Genomic DNA, 12,017 nt, shown 5'->3' on the forward strand with positions numbered 1-12,017 from the left:
GGTTCTCCCCAGTTTGATATGTTAATGCTGTACATAGTTTTTTATCTTTCGATAACAATCGTGAATTTCCTTCCCGAGAATGACAGAAACTCATTACAATTCTGGAAACAAAGTTAATTCTGCTGAACGGTCTTCAAAAATTGCCCTGAACATAAACTTGTGTCAATCAATTAACTGCACATTTACTGCTTTAAATGAACCAGAGACCCCGGACAGCACAGGGTCTCTAATAGCATGAATTCAGGAATTATAGATTTTCTCTTAATACTGATACACGGATCTTCGTCTTATCTCTATCCGGCACTATCCTGAATTCAGCTTTACCTTGATTGAGTTCATACAACCGGTCGTTTATCACTGCAAAACCGGCAACCGGTAGGTTCGTGCTTTTGTCCCGCACCTGCAGTGTAAACGTTGTCGGCTCACCCGGGATAATCTCCCTGGGTACGACGCTGACATACCAGTCTCTCTTCTCCTCATTTTTGTCCTCACTTTTGGACCGCGGCGGGGCTGCACCTGACTCGCCGGCTCCAACCAGATTGCAAACAAAATAGTATTGGCTTTCTGTCTTACCATAAAGGCTGAGCGTGGCCGAACTGTACACCACCACCTCCCAGATCCCCGCTTTCGGTTGATTGATCTCCGCTCCGATCTGGTTTCTGATCACGGTGTCTGGCGGGCCAAACCCGGCATAGTCGGTCATGATTTTCTGGTTGCCTGCCGGGTCAATGATGTGCAGCCTGGCTCGTCCTAGATAATTTCCGTCATCATCTTGCGGCACGCTCAGGGTTGCCTTCAGTTTGGCTGTCCCGGGAGGCACCACGAAGTAATACCGCTTGAATTGTCCCGCCCCCAGGGTTTCCGAGGTTCTAAAGGTACAGTCATTGCTCTTATCCAGTTTATGTGGCACAATCACGGTGGTTAAAAACTCAATTTCCCGGTTTCCGGTCGCCGCGTTTTCTCCGAACAAGTATCCGCTGTATAAGCCAGGCTGTTCCAGATGATCTAGCTTCAGTTCGACTTTTCTTGAACTATTCGCGCTAACAGCACTTTGGGCCAGATTTGTCGCCAGCCAGTCTTCGTCAGTTTTCCATTGGATGGGAATGTTCGTGTCAGTATGATTCGAAACTGTCATGGTCAAACGACCGGGAAGCAAACCACGTTCATAAATAGATTTGCCATCCGGATTGTTCAGCAGATGGATACTGTAGTCGATCTTATCTGTGGCGGGCGGCAGATTGAGACAATCCCACGACTTCGCCAAGTCGATCACGCCGTGCCCCTGCTCTACCGGCTCGAGATTTGGCAATTCCCGCGCCCCCTGACCAAGGGCACTTTTTATCTGTGGGGGAGTAACTTTTTTCCCTGCCCGTTCGGCCGCATCCAATAACAGGGCAACGCCTCCCGCCACATGTGGTGCGGCCATGCTTGTGCCTTCCAGCAATCCGTACGGACGCCCTTTCCAGAGCGGTACCGTCGAGATGGCACTGCCGGGAGCCACCACATAGGGCACAGAATATCCGTCATACCGGGGGCCCATCGAACTGAAAAACCAAACGCTATCCTGAACCGTCTCCCATCCGTAGTCTGTCCGCCACATCCGCGGGGAAATATAAGCGCCAACACTAATGGCAGCATCTGCATCGGCAGGTGTTGCCACCGTCCCGAGGCCCGGCCCCCGGTTGCCGACCGCGATTGTGAAGATTGTCCCATGCTGTGCGGTTATTTCATTCACCGTCTGCGCCAGATCACTCACGGTATCTTTTTTAATGGTGTACATGCCGAGGCTCAGGCTGACAATGTCGGCACCGTTTTCTCCCGCATACCACATCGCCTTGGTCACGGCACTCAATTTTGCCCGTCCGTTGGCCGGCACAGCCTTTATCACCATAATTCTGGCTCCAGGTGCAACCCCCTGAATTTGCCCATTGGCAGCGGCAATCCCGGCGACATGGGTGCCGTGGTCATTGGCATCGAATCCTATTTTGAACCAGCGGCCTTCCCGGTCAATTTCAGTAACAACAAAATTGAATTTCTTCTCCGGCCGGTTGCTGCTGAAGCTGGCATAGGTTCCTCCCGCATTAAACGAGATTAACGGCTGTTCATCGGTCAGATCCCTGTCGCCGTCCGTATCAATGATCACGGTATAATAGGAGCCAGTACTCCGCCTAGCCACAACAACAGCCAGAAACGCATCATTTTGATCACCGTCCAGGTTGAAATCGATCCCGCTGACATCATCGGCCCGGCTGTGGTTCTCCATGACATAGCCATAATATAAGACATCGGAATAAGCGTTATCGAGATCTATTTTATACGCATCATTATGAATTTTAATCACACCATTTTCGACCATGGCTCTGCCCCGGGTGGGCACATATCCTTCATCGGTAATATCAATAAACTGAACAATTTTTCTCTCCCCGCTGGTGGTAAACTGCAGGTCAGGATGGCCCGGGTCAACCCCTGAATCAATGATCGCGATTACCTGCCCCTGGCCGTCCGCCCCGGTCAGAGCCGTAAAAGCCGGCTGATTTATTTCACGCCTGGTCACCTGCAGACTCAGCGCCGGCTGCCTGTCCGGGGCGGCCAGCGGCCGCGGCTCGCCAAGGGGGAAATTACCCTCCAGAGCCTTTATAGTCATCCCTTCCGCTTCCGTCTGCTCCGGATCATCTACCGGGACAACCTGTACGCCATTATTTTGTGCGTTTTGATCATTTTCACTTTGATTATCTTTAAGGGTCAAATTTATCTTCGCATCTTCCACAATTTTGAGTGGCAACTCTCTGGACCGTGCCACCTCAATATATGTGATCTGGCCTTTATCATTCAGCAATACATACACGGAATGATTAACCAGCCATTTATCAAACGGCATAAAAGCATGATCTTTTTCAAGCACAACCTCAGGTGCCAGTTGAAAATACTGGGATACATCACCGATTCTTAACTGGATTTCCCTCTGCTCAAAATTAAGGTCAACGACTGTGCCGAATACATCATACTTCTGCCCACTTTCCTCAAGCAAAGCAAGAAGGTCAGCCACGGCATTTAACCGTGTATATACTGATAATCTTCCTGCATCAGATTTTGCCCCGCTATTCTGCGTTTGTCGCTCGGCCGGTATACCCAGCAGCATGCGGGCGCGGTCGAAAAGTAGGATGGCTTCCTTTGAAGACACCGGGCGGTCGGGCGCAAAACAGCCACTGCCATCTCCTTTGACGAGGCCCAGTTCCCAGACAAGCTGAACCAGGTCACGGCTCCAATGATTGTCCAGATCCTGAAATGCGAACGCTGTATAATGCGGTATTTCTTTGTATCCCAGGGCAGCGAGCAGCATTTTAACCATCTCCGCCCGCGTGGGGCTACGGTCAAGCTCTAATGAGCCCGTCGGCTCGCCGTCAATGAGACCTTTTTTAATTGCCATACAGACATCAGGATTGTTAAGTGTATAATGGGTGATTTCATTTGAGGCAGCCGCTGGACGTTGCAAAAGTAATAAGCAGCAGAGGCAGAATAAGCAGAATAAAAAGAGGAGCCACACCCGCGCCATAGCATTTTTTTTAGTTTTTTTCATACGCCCTCCATATTTATGGTAGATTTTTTCTCCATAATTAGGATTCGCATATTATTGCCTAATTCCTTTTAGTTCAGTTACATTTTCTGTTTTTTAATCCTCCGCTACTTTTTTTCGTTAAATTTTCTGGACGTTTTTTGCAGTCCCGGGAATATTTATCATTTCTTCAATCTCTGCCATTAATAATCTAGCCGGTTCAGCACATAAAAAAGGCATCCAACCCCAGAGGGTTGGATGCCTTAGCTTACTGGCGATTACATTTTTGCTTTACTTATCGCCCTTGAAGATGACCGCTTTAACAAGTTTAGTGACACTGTCAATGATTACTAATACCGGATCATCTTTATCTACATCACCGAAGCCCAGCTCTTCCGCATCGCCGTCTTCGATGTCATAGTAAATGGTCGCGGAATTAGTAGTATACCAAGGCATAGCTCCCGATTTAAGCTGGATTGATTTGCCAGATACTGCGTAGACTGTATCGTAAATAGCTTGGAATACCGCGTTATTGGCATTATCGTATATTGTTTTACTTGTACCAAAATTAAACGTGTCAATAGCAGTTCTACCATCAATACCTGTCAGTTTGCCGCTGCCCGAAACGCTGAAGGCAATAACATCGGCTTCTGCCAGTTTCGCGCCTTCGGTATCATTGGCAACCACATAGGTCTTTTCGGTACCTTCAACATCGACAGTGACCACATAGTCATCGCCATTGTACTTAACCTTCTTGACAACGCCCACATAGTCATCGCCGGCAATAGCGTTATAACCGCTTACCAGCACTACAACAGTAGCTTCATTACCGTCCTCACAGTAAACCAGTACAGTAGCACTACCATCCTTATCTTCCAGGTCTTCCCACTTAACAATGCTTAAATCGTCTTCGTCTTTACTGGTATTATAATCGCTCCAGTTGAAGATGATGGTACTATCTGTTACATAATAGTTACCGCTACCTGTAACAATATAATCATCATCATCATCAAATCTGGTAGCAATTGCAGTACCTGCTCCTACATTGCCCACATATTCAATTTCATCAACGGTACCGTCTGAAGCCACGCTGTACTTCACTAATTGACCAGGCTGCAGATCTTCAAATTCATTTGCGATTTCTGGTCCTGTTGATTCTGTATCTGGTCCATCTGGAACATTAATATAATCAGTATCGTTGGTGCACTCCAGCGTAACAATGGTGCCATCCTGCTTGAACAATTTGACTTTATCTTCCAAGGTACCAGTGCTTACGCCCAGAACCAGCGCATAATTGTCGGCCTTGCTTTCCACCTTACCAACAATGTATTGAACTTCATTAAAGGTAGTCAGGTAGACAGTTACATCTGCGCCGATCAGGTCTTCCAGGTTTTCTGCATTATTATTAATCAGTTTAATTTCTTCACCACTGTTGGTGCTAGCTACTGCATTGCTGGCGAGGAAGTACTCTTTCCCATTGATGGTTAATTTAAGACGTTTGTTGCTTGTATCACCATAGGATTTATATGTTTCCTTAAATACTTCATCAAGCTTGCCGGTGACTTTCTTCGGCCCAAAGGTAGCAAACAGGAAATCATCATCCTCGTCTTCGTAAATGCTGACCAGATCGCCCACTTGTACTGCCTTCAAATCCACCGTAGCACCACTGCGCATCAGAACATACGTGTAATCTTCATCAGTGAAGCTCAGCTTCTTAATGGTAGGCTCCTCAGCATCTGTTGTCGCATCGGCCGGGTTCCAGTACTTGATGTAATCTGCGCCGACTTCGGTAACAACAGCATTACTTGGGCTATACTGCCAGACATCAGCGAAAATTATCTGGTCAGCATCATTTATTACGAAACGACCGCTCGCCGCCGTTTTATTAATATTTGATTCAAATGCAGCACGTGTTACAGATTCACCATTTAAATAAAATATACCTTTTTCATACAATTCATATGCCTTATCTTTTTCGTTTAGATAGATATAGTTAGTGCCACCATCATACGTATCTGTATTCTTAGCTCTATCAGTGAAATACCGGTCACTTTCGGTTTCGATCTTGATGTACTTGACCAGGTCTTTCTGGCCGCCGCTTCTGTCATCAACCCATGCAGTGACATTCAATCCGATATACTTGTTGGGATCGATGCCAGGTGCAACTTCATAGGTAGTGCCGTTAATTACGATTTCATTGGCCTTAATATCCCCACGGGCAATCTTCGGCGCCTTGGTTACATCTTTTTCTTTAACTACATACAGATCCAGTTTTTCGGTCAGTATTGTCTTGTTCGGGTCATCGTTTCTGTACTCAACATCGCCGGTGCCATAGGTGGCTTGATACATCATCGGGATGTCCAGCGAGTTGTCGGTCATGATAGCTACATCGCCGCGGTTCGCCGGCGCATTGGCAACCACAGTCACGTCATCGGTCACGCCGATTTCGTTCCCTTTGGCCAGGTAGCCGGTCGGCCAGGCCCCTTTGATAGCTGGCTCATAGCCCAGCGCCCGCACCAGGATCGCTACCGCTTCAGCGTAGGTGACGTTGGCCTCAGGCTTGAAAGTGCCATCCGGGTAACCTTTCAGCAAGCCCTGGTCAACTGCCACATTGATGTAACCGGAAGCCCAGTGAGCCGCGGTAACATCAGAAAACGGGGTGTCCCCCTTGGTGAACTGAGCGGACTTTTCCAGTCCCAGCAGCCGCACGGCAACCGCCGCAAACTCAGCGCGGGTGATCTTGTTGTCCGCTTTGAAAGTCCCATCCGGATAGCCAGTAAGAATGTCCAGTGCAGCCAGTTCGGTAACCGCTTGTTCGTAGTTCTTGCCTTTGATGTCGGTCGGGATTGGAGCCGCGCTGGCGGTCCCGACGATGCTGAACAGGAAGGTCAGCAATACAGCCAGGACGACAAGCTTGTTGTGCTTTTTCAACATCCTTTGTGAATCCCCCTTTGTTTTGATTTAGTGTTGGATACTTGTGAGTGACCTGCTTGAGTGAATCTTCGCGATTATGTAGCTGGCGATCCCTCCCTTCAAAAAGGATGGTATATGGCGGTTAGCTTAAGCTCTAAAGGTATGGGTACCTTTAGAAACTTGATTCAACTGGAAGGATTGGAAGTTGACAGGATATGATGGACGGATTTGCCACTCTCTATTATATATCACGGTTGACTGGCTAGTCAATTATCGTTCTGGCAGATCCCTTGTTCATGGTTATTTGACGCCGGCAAGCCGCTTTTTGTTCCACCGGAAAATAAAAAAATCCGGAAATTTTCCCGGTTTCTTAACGCTTGCTTCTAATCACCCGGAACATAAACTTCGGTAAGGCCAGCATCCGCCGCCACCGGAAGGGCTCCTGGACCAGTCTGGCCAGCCACTCCAACTGGAGCTGCTGCATCCATTTCGGGGCACGTTTGACCCGGCCAGCCAGGACATCAAAGCTCCCGCCAACACCCATACACACCGGGACGCCCAGAACGGACAAATGTCGGCTGATCCAGTACTCCTGCCGCGGAGCGCCAAGGGCGACGAAGAGCACATCGGGGCGCGCCGAGCGAATCAGGGCAACGATTGCTTCTTCTTCGGTCGGCGGCCAGTAGCCGTGGTGGGTGCCGACAATGTTCAGGTTGGTAAAGCGCTTCTTCAAGTTGGCCGCGGCCTCCTCCGCCACGCCCGGGGCACCGCCGAGCAGAAAAAGGCGCCAGCCCGTGGTGCTGGCCCGGGCGGCAATGGCCTGCAGCAGGTCGATGCCGGTGACCCGCTCGGGGACAGGTTTTTTCAGGTAGCGGCTGGCCCAGACCACTCCCGCGCCGTCCGGCGTGACCAAAGCCGCCCGGTTGATGATGGCTTTCAGCTCCGGCTCAAACTGGGCACGGTAGATGATTTCGGCGTTGAGGGTGATGACGTGGTGGGGAATCCCTTCCGCGATAAAAGTTTCGATTTTCTGCAAAGCAGATGCCATATCAACTTGATCAATCAAGGTCCCGAGTATCTCGATCTTCATTTTTAAAACATCCTTTTTAAACTGCCTTTTTTAAACTGCCTTTTAAACCAGCCCGGCATGTTCAACAGGTACAACCGCAATATGCCTGTAATTTGCCGCAATTATGCTTATTATCTTTTCCGGTCGCAAGCCTCAAGGTTTCTTATTTTCTAATAATTTTAAAGCCAATCTCGCACTGTTTCTTGCCTGCTCGCACATTGGCCCTGCTAATTTGGTAATCATTTCTCTGGTCTCATCCAGATGAGAGATTACTTTTTCAACAGCCGCAATCAGAGCATCAGCGGTGAGGTTATCCACATTCCCCGCTGGCATCTGGCCGATGCTGTGCAGAAACTGGGTCACCTTGGGGTCATAAGTGATCCCCACCACCGGCACGCCCATGACCGCAGCGAAGATCAGGGAGTGCAGGCGCATGCCGATTAAGAGGTCCATTTCCCCGATCACGGCCATGGCCTGCTGGGCGGTCAGGTTAACGGCCAGTAGATGGGCTTCAGATTGCATCAGCCGCTGAACATCGCGGGCGGCCGCGACATCTTCGGGATAATGCAAGGGAATCAGGACAATCTCCCAGCCTTTGCCCGCCAGGTAGTCGGCTGCCTTCGCCGCCGCCACCTTAAAGCCGGCTAAGCCCTTCCAGTTGCGGAGGGCGATGCCGGCCAGCGGCTGGTTTACCGATTGGTCAGCCACGCTCCGGCTGATGACGCCGTGCTCACTCAGGATCCGTTGCCCAAAGTCAGGCAACTGCGCCGGCCTTAAGCCCAAAACCGGGTCGGCGGTGACGTAGATCGGGGGCCTGACTACTCCCAACCGCGTCAGTTCCTCTTTGGATTGTTCATCCCTGAGGGTGATCAGGTCAACCCGGTTGCCAATGATCCTGGTCAGGGTTTTCCCCACCCAGGTGGTAATCGGACCGATCCCCTGCGCGTAAAACATGACCCTGGTCCCCAGCAGCAAAGCCAGGGCAACCACGCCCAGGTAATAGACGATGCTCCGCGCGCTGGTCACGTCCTGGAGCAGGCTGCCGCCGCCGCTGATCAGCAGATCGGCCTGCCGCAGGGTTTTGATCAGGACCAGGGGATTGGTGCGGCTGACGGCATTGACCCCGTGCAAAGCTTTCGTTTTTTGCGGGCTGGCGGACAAGACGGTGATGGAGATGTCGGGGGCCATCTCCCGCAGGGTCGTGGCGATGGCCGAAAGGAGCGCCTCATCTCCGGCGTTGTCAAACCCGTAATAGCCCGAGATCACAATCTTTTTCATACGTTTCTCCTAGTTCTTCATTAGTGCCACCATCTGCTTGACTTCTCCCGCTCTGGGCACCCAGTAGCTCAGACCATCGATGGTCGCTGGATCGCCCGGCAGGGTGTGGGCTTGCAAGTGCGACTGGTCCATCCCTTTGAGGGCAAAGGCGACCCGCAGCATTTCTTTCGTGGGCATGTTGGTCTGCACATTTTTCTTCAATTCGCCGATCAACCAGGGGGCTTTCCAAACCGCCTTGAGGGACAGCGCTTCTTTGGCCAAAGCCTGAAAGAATTTCTGCTGGCGCTGGATGCGGCCGATATCCCCCTGCTGATCACTACGGAAACGGACATAGGCCAGGGCGTCATGGCCGTTCAGTTTCTGCACACCCGGTCTTAAGTCGATTTCCTCCCAGGGGTAATACATGCGTTTTTCCACGTTAATCGTTACTCCGCCGAGGAGATCAATACAGTTTTTAAAACCAGCGAAATTGGTCTCGACGTAGTAGTTAACCGGTAAACCGAGGAAATTTTCCACGGTCTTAATCAGCAGCGCTGGCCCGCCCAGGGCGTGGGCGTGGTTGATCTTCTGCACCCCGTGGTTCGGGATGGCCACCCGGGTATCCCGCGGAATCGATAAGAGGTGGACTTCCTGGGTCTTCAAATCAACGCTGGCCAGGATAATCGTGTCTGACCGGGCGGGTTCGTTTTTGCGCTGGTCGACGCCCATCAGGAGAATATTGATTTTGTTATTGGCACCTGGAAGCAGGGGAGCCGGCAGTTCAATATTTGGCCGGTCACCTAAGAAGCAGGCCATGGCCGCATAGCCCAGGTAACTGGAAGCCAGAAAGACCAGGGTGAGCAGAGCGATCAAGCGCCAGCGGGTGCCCTTTTTATTGGGCCGGCCCCGGCGGGCCACCCGGTTTTCTCCATTATTATGCCCGTCATGGTAGTCATCAACTCTGAAGCGTATATCATCATAGTCTGACATCTGGCCTGTCTCCTTCAGGTGTATTATCGGTATTATTTCTACAACTGCCTTCATTTCCCTTTTCGTGTGTCAATATAGATCAAAAACCCGCAAAAAAAGGCGGCCAGAGGTTCACCCTGGCCATTTACGCTCGATATGTATTCACCAGTGTCATTCAATAAACTGCGGTACCTCAGTCAGTCGATACCGCTGGGCCTCTGCCAGGCAGTCCAGCCCGTCTTACTTTATACCCGCCCTACTTCGTTCACCGCTTTATCCAGCAGGTTGTCGTGGGCTTGTATCACCTTCTGGTTGGCCTCATAGGCCCGCATGACGGTGATCAGATTGACCATTTCCTCCACCGGATTGACGTTCGACATCTCCAGAAAGCCTGGTCTGATTCTGGCAGTGGCCCCCTGCAGGTTCTGGTTCTGTCGGACGGCAAAGAGGTTGTCGCCCTGCTTTTCCATCAGGGTCGGGTCAGCTGGCATGACAAGGCGGAGGTTGTCAACAATTGTTCCATCGACAACTACCTGGCCATCTTCGTTGATGGCAAAATTCTCTCCCTGCATCACGACCGGTCCCATTTCACCCAGCACTGGATAACCGTCCAACGTCACCAACTGGTGGCTGCTGTCCAGGTGGAAAGCCCCATTCCGCGTGTAGCGTTCCCCCTGGGGGGTCTGGATGACAAAATACCCGTCACCGTCAATGGCCAGGTCCAGGGGATTGTCGTTTTCCCGCAGGGAACCTGGCTGGTGGACCGTGTAGACCCGCTCCAGGGCCACCCCCGTGCCTAATTGACCGATGATCGGCGGTTGTGCCGCAGAGTTGAACGATGTACCCGCATCAGGGTCGTTGAGTCGTTCGATGAGGACCTCCGGGAATGTCCGAAAGGTGGGGAGGTCCTTCTTGTAGCCGGCGGTGTTGACATTAGCCAGGTTGTTGGCGGCTAGATCGTTCTGGACGAGTTGGGCCAGGAGCCCCGAGGCAGCAGTGTAAAGGCCGCGGATCAAAATAGCCCCTCCTTTCCTCTTTCCAATTCTCTCGGAGCCGGGATGTCCACACGCGCTCCAATGTTCAGTTAGAATCCTTTCCGCGCGGTTTTTACGGCCGGTAAAACGTGCATGGAGGTCAAGGCGACGCCCGCCCCAAGCGCTACGCAGGAAATGGCATCGTCCGCCACGTGGACCGCCAGGCCGGTTTCCTTGGAAAGCAGGGTATCCAGACCGTTCAGGAGTGAGCCCCCGCCCGTCATGACGATGCCCTGGTTAATGATGTCCGCCGCCAGCTCGGGCGGCGTCTTTTCCAAGACTTCTTTCACCGCGTTCACCACGGCTTCCACTGGTTCCTGGAGCGCATAGTAGCTTTCGCGGGCGGAAACCGTAATCGTCTTCGGCAGGCCGGTGACCAGGTCGCGGCCGCGAATTTCCATGGTCTCGTCCTCCCGCCGATTAGCCGGGTAAGCCGTGCCGATCTTTATTTTCAGTTCTTCGGCAGTACGTTCGCCGATCATGAGGTTGTATTCACGCCGGATGTAGCGGACGATGGCCTCATCGAATTTATCGCCACCCACGCGCAGGGAGTTGTTGCAAACAATCCCACCCAGGGAAAGGACAGCGATATCGGTCGTGCCACCACCGATGTCCACCACCATGTGGCCGGTCGCTTCGGAGATGTTCAAGCCCGCCCCCAGGGCTGCCGCCAGCGGTTCTTCAATCAGGAAGGCTTGCCTTGCGCCGGCCTGCAAGGTAGCCTGGAGGGCCGCCCGTTCTTCGACGCTGGTGACTCCTGTCGGGATGCAGACCATGACCCGTGGCTTGAACAGAAATCGCTTGCCGCAAGCCTTCTGGATGAAGTAGCGCAACATTCGTTCCGTCACATCATAATCCGCGATAACCCCATCGCGCAGTGGACGAATGGCCACGATATTCCCTGGCGTCCGTCCCAGCATACGGCGCGCTTCTTCGCCAACCGCGATAATCTTCCCTGTGCTTTTATCAATGGCCACTACGGAAGGTTCATGTAAAACAATACCACGACCCTTAAGATAAACCAGCACACTGGCTGTTCCGAGATCAATCCCTATGTCTTCAGCAAATTTAAACATGTTTAAAAGTTCCCTCCGTAGTATTTTATAACTTGTCCAATCTAACCCCAAAACAAAGGATGATAGTTTTTATGCAGAACCCAGAATTATTAAGGCATAACTAGACAAAAGTAATGTTCTACAAAATTTATAAAAATCCTTTATGC

7 protein-coding genes are annotated in these 12,017 nt (G+C 51.4%); all 7 read right to left on the reverse strand.

Annotation, left to right across the window (positions count from 1 at the left end):
* Window positions 1-247: 247 nt before the first annotated feature.
* The 7 genes from HPY81_04315 to HPY81_04345 all read right to left on the reverse strand — a co-directional run bounded on the left by HPY81_04315 (window position 248) and on the right by HPY81_04345 (window position 11,871).
* Window positions 248-3,577 carry a S8 family serine peptidase gene (locus HPY81_04315; protein ID NPV26684.1) on the reverse strand — a complete coding sequence of 1,110 codons (3,330 nt, stop codon included), beginning with the start codon at window positions 3,575-3,577 and terminating at the stop codon, window positions 248-250.
* A 267-nt stretch (window positions 3,578-3,844) separates the two neighbouring features.
* Window positions 3,845-6,487, reverse strand: coding sequence for an S-layer homology domain-containing protein (locus HPY81_04320; GenBank protein ID NPV26685.1), 2,643 nt, complete (start codon window positions 6,485-6,487; stop codon window positions 3,845-3,847).
* 349 nt (window positions 6,488-6,836) lie between these two features.
* Complete coding sequence (locus HPY81_04325) at window positions 6,837-7,556, reverse strand: WecB/TagA/CpsF family glycosyltransferase (protein ID NPV26686.1); 720 nt, start codon at window positions 7,554-7,556, stop codon at window positions 6,837-6,839.
* 132 nt (window positions 7,557-7,688) lie between these two features.
* Entirely contained in the window at window positions 7,689-8,813 is a 1,125-nt protein-coding gene (gene csaB, locus HPY81_04330; protein ID NPV26687.1) for a polysaccharide pyruvyl transferase CsaB, read from the reverse strand.
* A gap of 9 nt (window positions 8,814-8,822) precedes the next feature.
* On the reverse strand, window positions 8,823-9,782 hold the full coding sequence (locus HPY81_04335; protein NPV26688.1) for an LCP family protein: 960 nt from the start codon (window positions 9,780-9,782) through the stop codon (window positions 8,823-8,825).
* 224 nt (window positions 9,783-10,006) lie between these two features.
* Window positions 10,007-10,777, reverse strand: coding sequence for a flagellar basal-body rod protein FlgF (gene flgF, locus HPY81_04340; GenBank protein NPV26689.1), 771 nt, complete (start codon window positions 10,775-10,777; stop codon window positions 10,007-10,009).
* 68 nt (window positions 10,778-10,845) lie between these two features.
* Entirely contained in the window at window positions 10,846-11,871 is a 1,026-nt protein-coding gene (locus HPY81_04345; protein NPV26690.1) for a rod shape-determining protein, read from the reverse strand.
* Window positions 11,872-12,017 lie beyond the last annotated feature (146 nt).

Source organism: Bacillota bacterium (genome assembly GCA_013178045.1).
Classification (GTDB): domain Bacteria; phylum Bacillota; class Ch66; order Ch66; family Ch66; genus Ch66.

Bases quoted from the DNA above. Each gene is read 5' to 3' on its own strand.
- HPY81_04315 (NPV26684.1), bottom strand. From the start codon at position 3,577: ATGAAAAAAACTAAAAAAAATGCTATGGCGCGGGTGTGGCTCCTCTTT.
- HPY81_04320 (NPV26685.1), bottom strand. From the start codon at position 6,487: ATGTTGAAAAAGCACAACAAGCTTGTCGTCCTGGCTGTATTGCTGACC.
- HPY81_04325 (NPV26686.1), bottom strand. From the start codon at position 7,556: ATGAAGATCGAGATACTCGGGACCTTGATTGATCAAGTTGATATGGCA.
- HPY81_04345 (NPV26690.1), bottom strand. From the start codon at position 11,871: ATGTTTAAATTTGCTGAAGACATAGGGATTGATCTCGGAACAGCCAGT.
- csaB (NPV26687.1), bottom strand. From the start codon at position 8,813: ATGAAAAAGATTGTGATCTCGGGCTATTACGGGTTTGACAACGCCGGA.
- HPY81_04335 (NPV26688.1), bottom strand. From the start codon at position 9,782: ATGTCAGACTATGATGATATACGCTTCAGAGTTGATGACTACCATGAC.